Genomic DNA, 17,264 nt, shown 5'->3' on the forward strand with positions numbered 1-17,264 from the left:
TCATTCTTTCATCTGCTAACATATTATCATATTAGCGAACTAAAGGATTCGGAATTTTCCTTCATAAGATGACAACGGAGGTGCGCGGGTTGATGTTTATGTTTGAAAAACCGCACGGCATGAGAGATACACTGCCCGGTTTATACGAAACGAAAAAAAAGGTGAGACGATCGTTAACCGATTTGATTGATAAATGGGGATATCAATTTATGGAAACGCCGACACTGGAGTTTTACGATACCGTTGGCGTCAAGTCAGCAATAGAAGAGCAGCAGCTGTTTAAGCTTCTTGATCAGGACGGCAAGACATTGGTGCTTCGACCGGATATGACGGGGCCGATTGCAAGGGTGGCAGCATCAAAGCTTTTGAAACACGATCATCCGCTCAGAGTCGGCTATGCGGCAAATGTATTCAGGGCTCAGGAGCGTGAAGGCGGACGTCCTGCAGAGTTCGAGCAGGTTGGAGTGGAGTTAATCGGTGACGGCACGACGAGCGCGGATGCGGAGGTTATTGCTTTAGTCGTCGGTGCATTAAAAAACGCTGGGCTGGCATCCTTTAAAATTGCCATCGGCCATGCCGGTATTGCGGATGCTTTGTTTGTTGAGGTGCTCGGAAACGTTGAACGGGCTGATGTGCTGCGGAGGTTCTTATATGAAAAGAACTACGTCGGCTACAGAGAGCATGTCAAATCTCTCCCGCTTTCCTCCATTGATAAAAGCAGGCTGCTTGAGCTCCTCGAATTGCGGGGCGGCATAGAAGTATGCGGACGTGCTGAGGAAATCGTCGATTCTGCACAAGGAAAAAGCGTGGTTGATGAACTGAAGGCGCTGTGGGATATTCTTGAGGATTACGGATGTACGGAAAATGTCCGCCTGGATCTGAATATGGTCAGCCACATGAGCTATTACACAGGGATTTTATTTGAAGTGTACGCTGAGAATGTCGGTTTTGTCATTGGAAGCGGCGGCCGTTATAACAAGCTGTTGGGTCATTTTGATTCACCTGCTCCGGCAACAGGTTTTGGGCTTCGGATCGACCGGCTGATTGAAGCCCTTCATATGAAAGACGAACCTTGTGATATAGATGCTGTTATTTTCAGCAAAGAGCAGCGGGCGCAAGCCATCGCTTATGCGAATGAAGAACGGATGAAAGGGAACAAAGTGGTTCTTCAAGATTTATCGGGAATAGAAAATATCGACCAGATGACAAAATCTTTTGCAAACGTCACTTATTTTATCGGTGCCAGAAAGGAAGAGCAAAATGGGTAAGTTACTCACAATGGCGATGCCAAAGGGCCGGATATTTGAAGAAGCGGCAGGGCTGCTGAGGCAGGCGGGCTATAAGCTCCCTGAGGAGTTTGAAGATTCGAGAAAACTGATCATCGATGTGCCGGAGGAAAATCTCCGTTTCATATTAGCGAAGCCGATGGACGTAACCACGTATGTGGAGCATGGCGTGGCAGACGTCGGAATTGCGGGCAAGGATGTCATGCTGGAGGAAGAGCGCGATGTGTATGAGGTCCTGGATTTGAACATCAGCAAATGCCACTTGGCAGTCGCCGGACTTCCGAATACAGACTCGAGCGGCGTAGCGCCACGAATCGCGACAAAGTATCCGAATGTGGCCTCCAGTTATTTCAGAGAGCAGGGAGAACAAGTCGAGATCATTAAGCTCAACGGGTCAATTGAGCTGGCCCCCCTCATTGGACTTGCAGATCGGATAGTGGACATTGTTTCCACAGGACAGACGCTGAAAGAAAATGGGCTTGTAGAAATGGAGCACATTTGTGACATTACCTCCCGCTTTATTGTCAACCCGGTAAGCTATCGAATGAAAGACGATGTGATTGACGAAATGGCATCCCGCCTATCTCTTGTTGTGGAAGGAGAAACGGCAAAATGAAGATCAAAACCATCAGCGGAGCAGAGCGGCTTTCTCTCAAGCGTTCCATCGATGCAGGAACGGAAGAGCAAAGAAAGACGGTCCGGTCCATTATTGAAGATGTAAAGGCAAATGGTGATCAGGCGGTCCGCAGCTATACAGCGAAATTTGACGGGATCGACATAAACAGCCCGCTCGTCACAAAAGAGGAAGTTGAGGAGGCATACACCTCGCTGGATTCACATCTTCTTCAAGTGATTAGGCAGGCAATCGAAAATATTAGGGAATATCACGAAAGACAGCTGCAATCCTCCTGGTTTTATCACAGAAAGGACGGCACAATGCTGGGACAGAAGGTGACGGCGCTTGATTCCGCCGGTGTATATGTGCCAGGGGGAACGGCCGCATACCCTTCATCTGTTTTGATGAATGTGATTCCGGCGCTTGTAGCAGGCGTTGAAAGAATCGTTCTCGTCACGCCTCCGGGAAAAGACGGTCGGCTGTCTCCGGGGGTTTTGGTTGCTGCTGCTGAGCTTGGCATAAAAGACATTTACAAAATGGGCGGGGCTCAGGCAATCGCGGCGTTAGCATACGGAACAGAAACCATTGAGCCAGTGGATAAAATCACGGGTCCCGGCAACATTTATGTCGCGCTTGCCAAACGGGAGGTGTTCGGTGATGTCGATATCGATATGATTGCCGGACCTAGTGAAATCGTCGTGCTGGCTGATGAAACAGCGATACCGCATGAAATTGCGGCCGACCTGCTTTCGCAGGCGGAACACGATAAGCTCAGCTCATGTGTGTTTGTCACAGATTCCATGGCACTGGCCGAGGCGGTTTCAGCCGAGGTGAATGAGCAGCTGAAAACCTTGCCGCGACGAGAAATAGCGGAAGCTTCGGTGAGTGATTACGGTTGTATCTATGTGGCAGACACAATGGATGAAGCGATTGATACCGTCAATACGCTCGCGCCAGAGCATTTAGAAATCCTCACACAGTCTCCGGAAGCTTTGCTTGGCAGCATCAAACATGCGGGTGCGATTTTCTTAGGCAGATACAGCCCTGAGCCTGTCGGTGATTATTTCGCCGGGCCAAACCATGTGCTCCCGACAAACGGAACAGCCAGATTTTCAAGTCCTTTAAACGTAACGGATTTTCAAAAGAAATCGAGCATTATTTCTTACAGCCAATCAGCTTTTGAAGAACATGCCGAAAGCATCGCGGCTTTTGCCAGACTGGAAGGGTTAGAAGCCCATGCCAGATCAATTGAAGCGAGAGAACGGAGGAATTCTAAATGAGAAAAGCGGAACGCGCCAGAAAAACAAACGAAACAGATATTGAGCTGGCATTCGCAATAGACGGCGATGGACAGGCGGATATCAAAACAGACGTGCCGTTTATGACACACATGCTGGATTTATTCACAAAACACGGACAATTCGATCTTTCCATAAACGCAAAAGGCGATGTTGATATAGATGATCACCACACGACTGAAGATATCGGCATCTGCTTAGGACAGGCGCTGCTTGAAGCGTTGGGTGATAAAAAAGGAATCAAACGCTATGGCTCGGCGTTTGTGCCGATGGATGAGGCAATTGCTCAAGTTGTGATTGATTTAAGCAACCGGCCGCACTTGGAAATGCGCGCTGACTTCCCGGCGGCGAAAGTCGGAACTTTCGATACGGAGCTTGTACATGAATTTTTGTGGAAGCTGGCGCTCGAAGCCCGGATGAACCTGCACGTCATCGTTCATTACGGCACAAACACCCACCACATGATTGAAGCTGTTTTTAAAGCGCTGGGGCGCGCGCTTGATGAAGCGACAACGATCGATCCGCGTGTTAAAGGAATACCGTCAACGAAAGGGATGCTGTAAATGATCGGCGTGATAGATTACGGAATGGGCAATTTATACAGTGTCTCAAAGGCGCTTGAGCGTGTCGGCGTACCGTACTTTGTTTCTGAAAAGCCCGAGGCACTGAAAGAAGCCGATGCCTTCATTTTGCCGGGAGTCGGTTCATTTGGAGACGCGATGGACAATTTGCGCCACACGAAGCTCGATCAATTGATTCACGATATGGTCTCAGAGGGAAGGCTGCTTCTCGGGATCTGCCTTGGCATGCAGCTTTTATTTGAAGAAAGCGAAGAAAACGGCACCGCTTCAGGGCTCGGGCTGCTAAAAGGAAAAGCAGTCAGGCTGAAAGCAGAAGATGAAAAAGGAAACAAGCTGAAGGTTCCGCATATGGGCTGGAATCGCCTTTCCTTTCATAACGAATCTCCGCTGCTGTCTGAAACAGAACAAGGCTACGCTTACTTCGTTCATTCTTATTATATTGACGGGATGGAGGGGGATGCGCTTCTGGCAAGCGCCGATTATGGTGTGCGAGTGCCTGCATTAGTCGGAAAAGGGAATGTCTTCGGCGCCCAATTTCACCCGGAAAAAAGCAGCACGGTCGGAATGTCCATCTTAACCCAATTCACGAAAATGGCAGCAGAACAGAAGGTGAAAAAATGAGTGCTTTTACATTATATCCGGCAATTGATATGAGAAACGGCAAATGTGTCCGCCTTGTTCAAGGTGATTATAATAAGGAAACAATATATGGCGATTCACCGTACGACATGGCTGAGTTATTTGCGAGAGAGGGTGCCGAATGGATCCATCTCGTTGATCTCGACGGAGCCAAAGAAGGGAAAAGAGTGAATGACCGCCATGTGATTGAGATTGCGCAAAAGCTGAATCTGAAAGTTGAAATCGGCGGCGGGATCCGTTCTGAAAATGACGTCTATGAATATTTATCAGCAGGAGTCGATCGGGTGATCCTGGGAAGTTCAGCAGTTTCTAATCCTCCGTTTGTCAAAAAAATGCTGAAACAATATGGTGAGAAGATTGCCATCGGACTGGATGCGAGAAACGGTTTTGTTTCAACAGAGGGATGGCTGGAAACATCAACCCTTAAGGCAGCTGAACTGGGCAAAGAGCTGGCCAATGAAGGTGCGGAAGTCTTTATTTTTACTGACATCGCAACAGACGGAATGCTGTCAGGCCCAAATGTTCAAAGCACGGTCGAGCTTGCTAAGGAAACGGGGAAATCGGTGATCGCGTCCGGCGGAGTCAGCTCTGTCGCGGATCTCGAAGCCCTCGCCCGCTATCAGGCGGATGGCGTCTCTGGAGCGATCATCGGAAAAGCGCTGTACACCAATCAGTTTACGCTGAGTGAGGCGCTTGAAAGGGTGGAGCGCAAATGATCACAAAACGGATTATTCCATGTCTTGATGTCAAAGAAGGACGCGTTGTCAAAGGAATTCAATTTCTCGAATTGAAGGATGCCGGTGATCCGGTTGAACTTGCCGAAGTGTACGACCGGGAAGGTGCGGATGAACTGGTCTTTCTTGATATCTCCGCCTCGCATGAAGGACGAAAAACGATGGTAGACGTCGTGGAGCAGGTTGCCGCGAAGCTTGCGATTCCGTTTACAGTCGGCGGCGGCATCAATCAGCTCAGTGATATGAAAACGATTCTGCGTGCCGGAGCAGACAAAGTGTCGGTGAACACGGCAGCTGTTCTCCGCCCTGAGCTGATTACAGAAGGAGCCGAATTTTTTGGTTCCCAATGCATCGTTCTTGCCATTGATGCCAAGTATGACAAAGAATCTGACACATATAAGGTCTACACGCACGGCGGCAGAAAGAAAACAGATTGGGATGTCACCGAGTGGGCAAAAGAAGGCGTCAAACGCGGGGCAGGAGAAATATTGCTGACAAGCATGGACTCTGACGGTGAGAAAAAAGGGTTTGACCACAGGCTGACAAAGCTTGTTTCTGAAGCTGTCCCCGTCCCTGTTATCGCTTCGGGAGGCGCGGGAAGCGCGCAGCATATGCTTGAGGCTTTTACAAAAGGGGAAGCCGACGCTGCGCTGGCCGCCTCAATTTTTCATTATAAAGAAACATCAATTAAAGAAGTGAAATCATACTTGAAAGAGTACGGGGTGAATGTGAGATGAAACAGGCAGATGAACTGCGTTTTAACGAGGACGGATTAATTCCTGCCATCGTGCAGGATGCGGCAAGCAAAGAAGTGCTGACACTTGCCTATATGAATAAGGAATCGTACGAAAAAACGCTGGAAACGAAGGAAACATGGTTTTACAGCCGCTCCCGCCAAGCGCTATGGCATAAAGGAGAAACCTCAGGGAACACGCAAGCCGTCAAAGGTATCCGGTATGACTGCGATCAAGACGCGCTGATCGTACTCGTAGAACCGTCAGGCCCGGCATGCCACACTGGCAGCTACAGCTGTTTTACAAAGGAACAAACAGAAGAACAGGCCGCGGGCCGATTCGGCATCATGAACGAACTGGAGCGGGTAATCGCGGAACGCCAAGCGGAAATGCCTGAAGGAGCTTACACCACGTACCTCTTCCGTGAAGGCGTCGATAAGATTTTGAAAAAAGTTGGAGAAGAAGCATCCGAAGTCATCATCGCCGCGAAAAACCGGGATCATGAGGAACTCAAATGGGAAGCGGCAGACCTGCTGTATCACCTGCTTGTCCTGCTCAGAGAACAAGCCTTGCCGCTGGATGATGTGCTTGATGTATTGAAAAAACGCCATTCTGAAAAATAAAAGGATTGGAGCTGCTCATATGTCAGCTCCTTTTTTATGTATTTGTGGCAGCTGAACCATTTGTCTTGTCCTAATAGAAGAAATGAAAAAACCAATCGAATTTCCTATTTAACAAAAATTTCCCATGATGTAACATGACTAAGAATGAAAATCCCAAATGGATATCGGGTCTTTAGGATTATTTTATACAAACCGGTCAGGATAGTGAGGAAAAGACATAGTATGAAAAAGCGGCTGCTAATTATTCGAAAAATGAGGAGAGAATGGTGAACGAAAAAATTGATGAACTGAACAAAAGAGTTGGACGTTTAGAACAAGAACTGGAAAGTGTCAAAAGGGAGATCGCATATCTCGCTGCTGGCAAGAAAGAACAAACAGTAGTCAAAACGGAAGAGCATCCAAAAATCAACAAGGAAACCGAAGTTCCACAAAAGACGCCGGCTCCGCGAAAAGAGAACCGCACATTAGAAAACATGGCGGGAAATTGGCTTCCGAAGATCTTTATTTTTGTTTTTCTTCTTGGTATGATTTGGGCATTTGTGGCAGCTGCAGAAAAAGGCTGGATCAACGCATATATGAGGGTAGGGGCGGGACTTATTGTCTCTATTGTGCTATATGTTCTCGGTAGCAGGTCACATAAGAAAAATGCCAGTGTATTGGGCAGTTCATTATTGGCGGGCAGTAATATTGTCTATATTGTTTCTTTGTTTGCGGGTAACATGCTGTACCAGATTATACCGACGCCGCTTACGATGATCCTTCTTGCTGCAGGCGTTGCGGGCGGTGTGTACATATCAAGAAAATACCGATCACAAACGCTAATCGCCATTATCGGCGCAGCTGTTTACTTGTATCCTTTTTTATTTGGCGGGAAACAAGGAAATGAATACATCTTTTATGTATATGAGTTATTGGTTTTCGCAGGCTTAATATATGAGACAGTTAAACAAAAGTACAGCGTGGCATGGAATATAGCAAACTATGCTTTTATATTAGCGATTTTTGCTTTCTTATCATTTACAGATGCGCAGGTGACGGGTTGGACACTTGCTGTATTTATCCTACAGCAGGCGATTACGATTCTATCAGCCTTACGATCGAACAGCCAATTTAAAAAAGCTGTCTATCTCACAGCTGTTACAATCGGAGCTTTTGTCGTTTTCATTACAGGGGTTGTCCTGTACATGAAAAACGATACAGCCTTATACGCTTTTTATACTGCTGCATTTGTGTTTTACCTGTTGTTAAGCTTATGGAAAAGTAAAGAATTTGCCGAAATCAAACATACGTTTTTTCTCATTTCTATGATTTATTTTAATGTATTGGCAGCGGATGCATTAGCTGAAAATGTGAGCTTGCTGTACATCATATTCACCTTACAAGGAATCATGATGTGTTACGTGTCATACCGCAAAAAAAGCTGGTTGATCGGCATTGCCGGAGTGATTGTATTATTACAGGCAGCCTGCGGCCTCATACAATACCCGGCACGTTCATTACACGTTCTGAGCATTGTCTCTTGGCTGCTGCTGATCAGCTCACTATTTGGCGGCTATCTGTATTCGAAGAAAATACATTATAAACAAGTCACAACTGTTGTTTCGTACGCTGTTTCATTGCTGCTGCTTGTATTCTTCAGCAAATTATCCATATGGATGTCGGATAGGATTGACGGCGTATCAGTAAACGTCGGAGTATCCCTGTCTTGGTTTATATTTGTCATTGTGATGTATGCTGTTTATTACGCAACCAAAGACAAGACATGGAACCGAATTGGGCTGATCTTTTTATTCATTACACTTGCCAAAATAATTTTAATAGATTCTGCTTCGATTGATATTGTTTGGAGAGCGGTCTTATTCATCTTGTTAGGGGTCATTGGCCTGTTTATATCCAGAGTATTTTATTCGAAAAAAGAGTAACAATCATGTCTGGTCAAGACTGCCGATAGAACGCGGCGGTCTTTTTTCAGTATGATTCTATATTGTAATACGGCTAGAACTAAATAATCATGTTGTAACAATCTATCAGTTAAACCCGTGGAGGTTTGTCATGGAAAAAATCATCTTGCTTTGCTTCTGCTTATTACTTACTCTGACAGGCGGATGCAGTATGAACAACAAAGAAAAAAACAACACAAAAGAAAATAACACAGAAGCTCCAAAACCAAAAGACATGGATCCAAAAGATCTGCCGCAAGTTCCGGCATTTCAGGACGAGAAGACGAGAGAGTATATGGTGTCAACGAAAGAAGAGGAGCCAGGGTATTATTTGCTGGAGTCTAGGCTGAAAGGGTTTAGGATGTTGTTTCCGGAGGATGGTGAGTATCTTCCTAATTATTCCACATCAAATGGAAAGAATAGCGAATCGATAGGATTTCAAAGCTATAATGAAAAATCAAATATACTCTTAGATGCACAAATTAGCTACTATAACAAATCTTCTTTTATTAATAATCCAGAGACAATGTTGCGCCAAATTAGTAATGAGAATGGTTACAAAGGTGAATTTAAGAAAGAAAAAACTGACGGGAAAATAGTATATACTGCATCAAAAAAAAGCACTTTTAAAAACAGTGATCGTAAATACAATTATTCCTTTCGTTATTTTGGATATATAAAATCTAGTGATGAAGAGTACTTGGGAATAGTATATTCTTTTATAGTTCGTTGTAAAAAGGTTGATCAACCCTGTGCTTTGAATGGAGATCAAGCAAGAGAAAGAACTGATACTCTCATTCATTCTATTATCTTTTATAAGAAGAGGAGTAGAGATGGACAATAAGAATGTTTTCATGAACGAAAATATAAAGCTCTTTATAATTAACTCAGAGTATGACTATAAAGAAAAGTTTACACAGAATCACTTTTCAATTGGATCAGTAATATTGATTAGTTAAACCTATTGGAGGTTCGTCGTGAAAAAGACCATCTTGCTTTGCTTCAGCTTATTACTTGCCCTGACAGGCGGATGCAGTATGAGCGTCAGTGATAAATACACCACAAAATACAATAAAACAGAAGCCGTAAAACCAAAAGACATGGATCCAAAAGACCTGCCGCAAGTTCCGGCATTTCAGGACGAGAAAACGAGAGAGTATATGGTGTCAACGAAAGAAGAGGAGCCGGGGTATTATTTGCTTGAGTCTAAGCTGAATGGATTTAGGATGTTGTTTCCAGAGGATGCGGAGTATTCCGACTCTGAAACTTCAAAGACATACGAGTCACTATTTTTTGATAGCTTTAATAAAAAAACGAATATAGTAATGAATGCTTCAGTAAAGTTCTATCAAAATGAATCGTTTATAAACGAACCGGAGAATATGTTGGATATTATTAGCGGTAAAAATGAATACAAAGGTGATTTTGAGAAATTAGAAACGAAGGATAAAGATATTTACTTTGCCTCAAGACAAGAAAACTTTGACAAAGAAGAGACACCATCTTATATCTTCCTTGGTTATATAAAATCGAAAAAACAAGATTATTTAGGGATGGAATATTCTTTTATGTTTAGCTGCTCCGCCAATGCAAATACATGTAAACAAAACCCGAAAGACAATGAAGAAAAAGTTAAAAAAATAATAAACTCTACTACCTTTGGCGATATGTAAAGGAAAATACGAAGAAAGAGAGATATCTGCTCAAAAGAAAAAGGCTTTTGATGATGTAGAGGGAAAGAATAGTTTTTCTTATAGAGAATTATCGGGAAATAGAGTATTCGTTTCGATTTTCCTACTATAAAGATGAAGAGGTTAAGGTAAAAGCCGTATGATAAACGACATTATGAAAAAAGAAATAGGTATTTTGATGTGTTTGTGATGTTTTGCTTGATTTGTTAATGAAAAGAGAACGAAACAGAGTCAGATTTCCTATTTATCCAAATTCAGCCATGATGTAACATGAAAGAGGATAAAATAATCATTTCTTAACCAGGTCAATAGAATTATTTTCGGAACGAAAATAGAATTCTATTCTCACAAAACCCGTGGAGGTTCGTAATGAAAAAGATCATATGTATTTGCTTCAGCTTATTACTTGCCCTGACAGGAGGATGCAGTATGCATGACAATGATAAAAACACCACAAATGACAATAAAACAGAAGCCGTAAAACCAAAAGACATGGATCCAAAAGACCTGCCGCAAGTTCCGGCGTTTCAAGATGAGAAGACGAGAGAGTACATGGTGTCAACGAAAGAAGAGGAGCCAGGGTATTATGTGCTTGAATCTAAGCTGAAAGGGTTTAGGATGTTGTTTCCGGAGAATGGGAAGTATTCAAGCTATTTGTCTAGCCGTGATGAAAATGAAGAAATCATCGCATTTGATAGCTATGAAAAAACAAAAAATAAAATGCTAAATGCACAAATAGAGTATTATCAAGGAGTAACTTTTATTAACAATCCTGAGACAATGTTAGACCAAATTAGTAGTGAAAATGGTTATAATGGTAATTTTGAAAAACTAGAGAGCGAAGGTAAAGATATTTATATCGCCTACAGGAAAAATAATTTTGAAAACGATAAAAATAAATATAATTTTTCGTACAGATACTTCGGTTATATTAAATCTACTGAGAAAGACCAAAGAGGTATTGTGTTTTCGTTTATGTTTAGATGCCCAAATAATGATAAGCCTTGTACGTTAGACAAAGATAACTTAGGAGATCAGGTTAAAAAGCTCGTAAAATCTATCACCTTTTTAAATAAGGAGGGGAAAGATGGCTAACAATAATATATTTTCAAATGAAAATGTAAAACTGCGGTTAATAAATTTAGAGTATGATTATAAAAAAAAGTTTGCATCAAATAATCCTAAAGAAATAAAAGAAGCAAAAGTAGAATTTGAAGCGGAAGTCCGCAGGATCTATAAAGAAGAAACTAATCAAAATCTTCCTAAGGATATTGAGATTTATACATCTAAAGAACTGATTAAGAAAAATAACCAAAAAGATAAGTCAATAAAAGAATCGGGTTATGATGGTACGGCAATATATATAAAAGATAGTAAAAATCAAATAGACCAACTTCATATTATTTCGGAGGGTAGTGCTGATAACGAGGATTGGTCTTATAATTTTTTTGGCCTTTTCTTAGGGATCGACAGTAGCCAATACAGAGCAACGAGAGAATTTACTAAGGAAGCAAAGAAAAGAGCTGGAAATTCTGATGAGCTACATACTTACGCTCTTGGGCATTCACTTGCAAATAACAACCAGGTAATGGTTCAGTTAATAGATGGAGAGTTTGATGAAGTATATGGGGTAAACGGTGCTCAGGTTAGTGTAAATCATTTGTTACAAGCTGATAAAGATTTACTTGATGCTATGATCAATAAATTTAATGTTCTGAATACTGATGAACTTGAAAATGTCCGCAAAGAAGACCTAAAAAAAGCAATCACCCAATACTACAATGACAAAGGCGTCACAGCAAACATCACCCAGCGTATTTCCAAAGATGACCCGCTTTATGGCGTCAGCGGAAAGGCTGATTTTATTACATTTGGCAATGTAAAGATGAAAGATACAAATACAGATGTCAAAGGAATCAGAAGCATTATAGATAAGATTCCTGATGAGGAAGTCCGCTCTATCCAAACTTTTTTACGAAAGTATTCGGAAGAATATAAAAAAGGTGGGCTGAACGGATTTGTCATGGCTTCGACTGGGATAGATGCAGAGCTTGTCGGCAGTATTATTAGTGCTGATGGAAATATGGCGAAAGGGAAAATAGTTAAAGACCGGTTTGGTGACATACAGGTAATGGTTAAAAATATCGGGGAAAAAATGCCGGCCTTTATCAAATTCTTTCATACTATCTTGAATAATAGCGGAACAGTTGTGGATCAGCTTGAAGAGAATGGGTACATTAATGATACGCAAAAGAAGAGTATCAAAAAACAGTTAAAAATAGTTAATAATAAGATAGGCGATATAGAAATTCAATATAAACAGTTAAAATACGCGCTTTCTACTAATAATGTAGTTGCAATTGTTTATTATGTCTGTGAGTTAATAGGTAGTGTTAATGAATTAAAAGATGCATTTGAAACACTCGACACAGAAACAAAAGACGCACTAAAACTCATCGTCGACGGCCACAGCATCGTTCAAATGCTCAACGCCTTGTCGAAGGAAAAAGGCTTCAGCTATAAAGGCTCAGATATTTATTTTACAGGCAAGAGCGGCTCGGGAGAAACAATTCAAGTCAATCTCTCATCCGCTGTCAGAATCTATCAAAACGGTATGAAAATCGTTGAAGATATGGAAGATGCGATTTCTCAGTACCAGAAGGTTTACAGTCAGGAAATAGATGAAGACTTCATAGACAAAAAACAGGCGATCACCACGGCGATTCATCATATGGAAGAAAACCCTTCGCATTATGCCTTCGACCTTCAATTCCGGCTTGCAGCTGGTTTCAGCCACACATTCGATAAATTGGAAAAAATCTCAGTTCATGAATCATTCCACACAGGAGCGCTTCCTGCTAATGATGGAATTGTTGCTGAATTAAAAAAACAGACAACAGAAAAAAGAGATTTTATCAAAAATATCCGCGAGAGTATTGAAAAGCTGTTTGAAAAAGAAGAAATGATTTCTCAGTTATTTGATTTTCAGCCTTAGGAGGAATTTGAAGAGTGACTTCCTTATTTTCAGAAAGTGAAACAGAAATTGTATCAACCACCTATATGTTTCTGACCAAAGATGAAATGAAGGGGAAAGCGGGCACCCTCAATCAACCGATCAATGACTTTCTCAGCCTGACAAAGAAATTTGAGTCTTCATTAAAAGAGGAAATCAAAGGGCAAAAAGGGTTGATTGTAAAAAAAATAAAAGAAGAACTCGAGTCGAAAAGTGAGAAACGAAAAGCTGCCCTTCAGATGATAAAAGAAGAACATACCGCAAAAGTTGATCGGTACAAAATGATCATTGAAGACCTGCGGCAGCAGGATGTAACATTGACTTACAGAAAAAAGAAGCCAGTGAAAGATGTCTAACATAAAAAATCTCCTATTCAAACAATGAGTGGGAGATCTTTTATTTTCATCACAGAAAAAATATACTGAAAAAGTCTCTCGCCATTGATATGATTGAGAAAGAGTAAAAATCATCCTTTTGCTATGACTTTTCACCTTTCTGAACGCTGAAACAGGAGGAAAATATATGCCAACCCAGAAACAAAAATCTAAAAGTAAATTGAAACCCTTTTTTGCCTTAGTAAGACGGACCAATCCTTCTTATGGAAAGCTCGCCTTTGCGCTTGCCCTCAGTGTTGTAACCACGCTGGTCAGCCTGCTCATTCCATTATTAACGAAGCAGCTTGTCGATGGTTTTTCTATGTCAAATCTGTCAGGCACGCAAATCGGGTTGATCGCGCTGGTGTTTTTCGTTCAGGCGGGTTTAAGCGCTTATGCCACCTATGCGCTTAACTATAATGGGCAAAAAATCATTTCCGGGCTGCGGGATTTATTATGGAAGAAATTAATTAAGCTTCCTGTCTCTTATTTCGATACAAATGCTTCCGGAGAAACAGTCAGCCGTGTAACGAACGATACGATGGTTGTCAAAGAATTGATTACAACCCATATCAGCGGATTTATTACAGGCATCATTTCTGTCATTGGATCATTGACAATCTTGTTTATTATGAACTGGAAGCTGACACTGCTTGTGTTAGTGGTCGTTCCGCTGGCCGCTCTTATTTTGGTGCCGATTGGAAGGAAAATGTTCTCCATTTCACGGGAAACGCAAGATGAAACGGCCCGTTTTACAGGCCTGCTGAATCAAATTCTCCCGGAAATCAGGCTTGTTAAAGCTTCAAATGCGGAGGATGTCGAATACGGCCGCGGGAAAACGGGGATTTCCTCATTATTTAAGCTTGGCGTTCGAGAAGCTAAGGTTCAATCACTTGTCGGCCCGCTTATCTCACTCGTGTTAATGGCAGCCCTTGTCGCAGTCATCGGATATGGCGGCATGCAGGTATCTTCAGGCGAGCTCACAGCCGGAGCGCTCGTGGCTTTTATTTTATATTTGTTCCAAATTATTATGCCGATGGGCCAAATTACAACATTCTTTACACAGCTGCAAAAATCAATCGGTGCAACAGAACGAATGATTGAGATCTTGGCAGAGGAAGAGGAAGATACAGTGACGGGAAAACAAATCGAAAATGCGCATCTGCCTATCCAGCTTGATCGCGTGTCTTTTGGATATAAGCCCGATCAGCTGATCTTAAAAGAGATCAGCGCCGTCATTGAAGCAGGGAAAGTGACAGCGATCGTCGGTCCGAGCGGCGGAGGAAAAACGACGCTGTTTAAGCTGCTTGAACGCTTTTACTCTCCGACTGCAGGGGCTATTCGGCTGGGGGACGAGCCGATTGACACTTATTCGCTTGAATCGTGGCGGGAGCATATCGGATATGTATCACAGGAAAGCCCTTTAATGTCGGGGACTATCAGAGAAAATATTTGCTACGGATTAGAACGAGATGTAACAGATGATGAGATCGAAAAAGCCGCGGAGATGGCATATGCGCTCAATTTTATAAAGGAGCTGCCGAATCAGCTTGATACAGAAGTGGGCGAACGCGGCATCATGCTGTCAGGCGGACAAAGGCAAAGAATCGCGATTGCGAGAGCGCTTCTCCGTAACCCAAGCATTCTTATGCTTGATGAAGCCACTTCAAGCCTTGACAGCCAATCTGAAAAGTCAGTTCAGCAGGCGCTTGAGGTGCTGATGGAGGGCCGCACAACAATTGTTATCGCTCACCGCCTTTCTACCGTTGTAGACGCGGACCAGCTTTTGTTTGTTGAAAAAGGGGAAATTACCGGTCGTGGAACACACCATGAATTAATGGCTTCCCATGATCTTTATAGGGATTTTGCTGAACAGCAGCTGAAAATGAACGCGGATTTAGAAAACAAAGCCGGGTAAATTTTGGTCGAATCAGCCAATAAAAAAGAGGAGGGAATTTCCCAATCCTTCCTTTTGAACTATTGAGGGGCTTACGATTTATGGTATACTACTGACGGTAATATTGTATAAAACGGAGGGTAGTTGTGGGAAAACACACTTCTGAACATAAAAATCACGCACAAATTGTCCAGCTGCTTCAAGATGGACAATATTTTTTTCATAAAGGTTTGAAAGCGTATAAAGAGCGCAATCTGAAACGGGCAAGCAAACTGATTCAGCGCGCGGTTCATTTGGAGCCGGAGGATTCAGAGATGCTTTCACAGCTTGCGGTCATTTACTCGGAAATGGGCCAGTATCAAGAGTCGAACGATCTTCTTGACTATATCATGGCTAATCTGGAGGCCGAAATGCCGGAATGCCATTACTTTAAAGCGAACAACTTTGCCCACCTGGGGCTCTTTCAAGAAGCTTATAAAGAAGCGGTCGCTTATTCTGATGCGGACCCGGACGGTGAATTCGCCGAAGAAAATGATAGTCTGCTTGATTTACTCGATCTAGGGGACGATGGTATTGAGGATTCGTTGTATGATCAGGATGAACTGCTGATGAAACAGGACCGGGCAAAATCATTGCTGGAAAGCGGCCAGCTTGCTGAAGCGGTTGCAGCGCTTGAGGAAATCACAGCTGAATATCCGGAGCTTTGGTCAGCATACAACAATCTGGCGCTTGCCTATTTCTATTCCGGAAACGTTGTAAAAGCGAAGCAAACCGCGTATGAAGTGCTTTCTCATAATGAAGGAAATCTTCACGCCTTATGCAATCTTCTCGTTTTCTACTATTATGAAAGAGAAGATGAAAAAGTGGCGGAATTGAGTGAGCAGCTTTCTAATGTCTATCCAATGCTGTTGGAACAGCGTTATAAACTGGGTGCTACCTTGGCGCTTGTCGGCCGTTACGAGCTTGGGTATAAATGGCTCAAATCATTATATAAAACCGGCTTTGAAGGTGACGACACATTCTTTTACTGGCTCTCGTGCTCTGCTTATTTTACGGGGCATACCGACTTTGCCGAGACGATCTGGAGAAAAGTCGAGTCGCAATATCCCGGAGAAGACCGCCCTGCGCCTTGGGTTGAGCGAAGGGAGGCACTTCCTTCATCCGTAGAACAGCGTCTTGCAGCCTATTATATAAGCAGTACAAAGGGAGAAACGGAGCATCTTGAAGCGGTAATACGCTCAAAGAGAATTACCGCTCCTTTTGAAAATCACTTTGTAAAGCTGCTTTTGAATGGAGACTCTGTGGCAGCTGACGTTTCAGAGGATGCTCTGTTCGCCTATCAAACGGTCAAATTATTAGAGCAAGCTGAAAAAGAAGAGATGACAACAGAAGTCATGAGCTGCTGGGTTTTCCATGTCATCCAGCAAATCCGCGCAGCCGCTCCGTTGAAGAATGAGAAAGGCTGGGCGGCAGCGATCTGTTATATTTGGAAAGAAGCCCATGGCAAGCAAGACACGAAAAAAGTCACAGCAGCCCGATTTGGCATCTCTCCGGCAACGTTGACGAAATATATGAAATATATTGATGATATTCTAGAATAGTATATTTTGAAGAGTCGATTTGTTTAATCGACTCTTTTTTTGTTTGATAGATTATATTAAGAAAATAATATCGACAGTTTTTTTACACGCTTAAGAAAAATGACAAATGGTGTGTGGCTTGACATCTGTTTGAAACATAAATGTAATAAAATTTATCGCTAATTTGTCGAAACTTGATGGTATAATGATTCTCGTACATAAGGAATTAGTGTTTTTTACATATGATGTGAAATAAAC

General features: G+C 42.7%; 16 protein-coding genes. All 16 read left to right on the forward strand.

Annotation, left to right across the window (positions count from 1 at the left end):
* Positions 1 to 92: 92 nt before the first annotated feature.
* The 16 genes from BFW96_RS03390 (at position 93) to BFW96_RS03465 (ending at position 17,027) form a co-directional block, all read left to right on the forward strand.
* Entirely contained in the window at positions 93 to 1,268 is a 1,176-nt protein-coding gene (locus BFW96_RS03390; RefSeq protein ID WP_069838640.1) for an ATP phosphoribosyltransferase regulatory subunit, read from the forward strand.
* Positions 1,261 to 1,902, forward strand: a complete 642-nt coding sequence (hisG, locus tag BFW96_RS03395) for an ATP phosphoribosyltransferase (protein ID WP_040081700.1) — start codon at positions 1,261 to 1,263, stop codon at positions 1,900 to 1,902. Before BFW96_RS03390 ends, hisG begins: the two co-directional genes overlap by 8 nt.
* Positions 1,899 to 3,182, forward strand: a complete 1,284-nt coding sequence (hisD, locus tag BFW96_RS03400) for a histidinol dehydrogenase (RefSeq protein WP_069838641.1) — start codon at positions 1,899 to 1,901, stop codon at positions 3,180 to 3,182. The genes hisG and hisD overlap by 4 nt, the downstream gene beginning before the upstream one ends.
* Positions 3,179 to 3,763 (forward strand): imidazoleglycerol-phosphate dehydratase HisB, encoded by a 585-nt coding sequence (hisB, locus tag BFW96_RS03405; RefSeq protein WP_069838642.1) that lies wholly within the window; start codon positions 3,179 to 3,181, stop codon positions 3,761 to 3,763. Before hisD ends, hisB begins: the two co-directional genes overlap by 4 nt.
* Entirely contained in the window at positions 3,764 to 4,402 is a 639-nt protein-coding gene (gene hisH / locus BFW96_RS03410) for an imidazole glycerol phosphate synthase subunit HisH (RefSeq protein WP_069838643.1), read from the forward strand. It abuts the gene before it with no gap.
* Positions 4,399 to 5,136 carry a 1-(5-phosphoribosyl)-5-[(5-phosphoribosylamino)methylideneamino]imidazole-4-carboxamide isomerase gene (gene hisA / locus BFW96_RS03415; protein WP_069838644.1) on the forward strand — a complete coding sequence of 246 codons (738 nt, stop codon included), beginning with the start codon at positions 4,399 to 4,401 and terminating at the stop codon, positions 5,134 to 5,136. Before hisH ends, hisA begins: the two co-directional genes overlap by 4 nt.
* Positions 5,133 to 5,891 (forward strand): imidazole glycerol phosphate synthase subunit HisF, encoded by a 759-nt coding sequence (gene hisF, locus BFW96_RS03420; RefSeq protein WP_069838645.1) that lies wholly within the window; start codon positions 5,133 to 5,135, stop codon positions 5,889 to 5,891. Before hisA ends, hisF begins: the two co-directional genes overlap by 4 nt.
* Positions 5,888 to 6,511 (forward strand): bifunctional phosphoribosyl-AMP cyclohydrolase/phosphoribosyl-ATP diphosphatase HisIE, encoded by a 624-nt coding sequence (gene hisIE, locus BFW96_RS03425; protein ID WP_024571940.1) that lies wholly within the window; start codon positions 5,888 to 5,890, stop codon positions 6,509 to 6,511. Before hisF ends, hisIE begins: the two co-directional genes overlap by 4 nt.
* A 263-nt stretch (positions 6,512 to 6,774) precedes the next feature.
* Positions 6,775 to 8,433, forward strand: a complete 1,659-nt coding sequence (locus BFW96_RS03430) for a DUF2339 domain-containing protein (RefSeq protein WP_069838646.1) — start codon at positions 6,775 to 6,777, stop codon at positions 8,431 to 8,433.
* Between the two features lie 130 nt (positions 8,434 to 8,563).
* Entirely contained in the window at positions 8,564 to 9,295 is a 732-nt protein-coding gene (locus BFW96_RS03435) for a lipoprotein YvcA (protein ID WP_069838647.1), read from the forward strand.
* A 133-nt stretch (positions 9,296 to 9,428) separates the two neighbouring features.
* Positions 9,429 to 10,124 (forward strand): lipoprotein YvcA, encoded by a 696-nt coding sequence (locus BFW96_RS03440; protein ID WP_069838648.1) that lies wholly within the window; start codon positions 9,429 to 9,431, stop codon positions 10,122 to 10,124.
* A 387-nt stretch (positions 10,125 to 10,511) separates the two neighbouring features.
* Complete coding sequence (locus BFW96_RS03445) at positions 10,512 to 11,237, forward strand: lipoprotein YvcA (RefSeq protein ID WP_069838649.1); 726 nt, start codon at positions 10,512 to 10,514, stop codon at positions 11,235 to 11,237.
* Positions 11,230 to 13,137 (forward strand): DUF6792 domain-containing protein, encoded by a 1,908-nt coding sequence (locus BFW96_RS03450; protein ID WP_069838650.1) that lies wholly within the window; start codon positions 11,230 to 11,232, stop codon positions 13,135 to 13,137. Before BFW96_RS03445 ends, BFW96_RS03450 begins: the two co-directional genes overlap by 8 nt.
* 14 nt (positions 13,138 to 13,151) lie before the next feature.
* Positions 13,152 to 13,511, forward strand: a complete 360-nt coding sequence (locus BFW96_RS03455) for a hypothetical protein (protein WP_069838651.1) — start codon at positions 13,152 to 13,154, stop codon at positions 13,509 to 13,511.
* A 166-nt stretch (positions 13,512 to 13,677) separates the two neighbouring features.
* On the forward strand, positions 13,678 to 15,447 hold the full coding sequence (bmrA, locus tag BFW96_RS03460) for a multidrug resistance ABC transporter ATP-binding protein/permease BmrA (protein WP_014665495.1): 1,770 nt from the start codon (positions 13,678 to 13,680) through the stop codon (positions 15,445 to 15,447).
* A gap of 125 nt (positions 15,448 to 15,572) precedes the next feature.
* Complete coding sequence (locus tag BFW96_RS03465) at positions 15,573 to 17,027, forward strand: tetratricopeptide repeat protein (protein WP_069838652.1); 1,455 nt, start codon at positions 15,573 to 15,575, stop codon at positions 17,025 to 17,027.
* Positions 17,028 to 17,264: the final 237 nt, after the last annotated feature.

This window comes from Bacillus sp. F56 (assembly GCF_001748205.1).
In the GTDB taxonomy this organism is placed as follows: Bacteria; Bacillota; Bacilli; order Bacillales; family Bacillaceae; genus Bacillus; species Bacillus stercoris.

Excerpts from the sequence above, each read along its gene's own strand:
- hisIE (WP_024571940.1), top strand. The coding sequence starts at position 5,888 with ATGAAACAGGCAGATGAACTGCGTTTTAACGAGGACGGATTAATTCCT.
- hisD (WP_069838641.1), top strand. The coding sequence starts at position 1,899 with ATGAAGATCAAAACCATCAGCGGAGCAGAGCGGCTTTCTCTCAAGCGT.
- BFW96_RS03435 (WP_069838647.1), top strand. The coding sequence starts at position 8,564 with ATGGAAAAAATCATCTTGCTTTGCTTCTGCTTATTACTTACTCTGACA.
- hisH (WP_069838643.1), top strand. The coding sequence starts at position 3,764 with ATGATCGGCGTGATAGATTACGGAATGGGCAATTTATACAGTGTCTCA.
- BFW96_RS03430 (WP_069838646.1), top strand. The coding sequence starts at position 6,775 with ATGGTGAACGAAAAAATTGATGAACTGAACAAAAGAGTTGGACGTTTA.
- hisB (WP_069838642.1), top strand. The coding sequence starts at position 3,179 with ATGAGAAAAGCGGAACGCGCCAGAAAAACAAACGAAACAGATATTGAG.
- BFW96_RS03445 (WP_069838649.1), top strand. The coding sequence starts at position 10,512 with ATGAAAAAGATCATATGTATTTGCTTCAGCTTATTACTTGCCCTGACA.
- hisF (WP_069838645.1), top strand. The coding sequence starts at position 5,133 with ATGATCACAAAACGGATTATTCCATGTCTTGATGTCAAAGAAGGACGC.
- bmrA (WP_014665495.1), top strand. The coding sequence starts at position 13,678 with ATGCCAACCCAGAAACAAAAATCTAAAAGTAAATTGAAACCCTTTTTT.
- BFW96_RS03450 (WP_069838650.1), top strand. The coding sequence starts at position 11,230 with ATGGCTAACAATAATATATTTTCAAATGAAAATGTAAAACTGCGGTTA.
- BFW96_RS03390 (WP_069838640.1), top strand. The coding sequence starts at position 93 with ATGTTTATGTTTGAAAAACCGCACGGCATGAGAGATACACTGCCCGGT.
- hisA (WP_069838644.1), top strand. The coding sequence starts at position 4,399 with ATGAGTGCTTTTACATTATATCCGGCAATTGATATGAGAAACGGCAAA.
- hisG (WP_040081700.1), top strand. The coding sequence starts at position 1,261 with ATGGGTAAGTTACTCACAATGGCGATGCCAAAGGGCCGGATATTTGAA.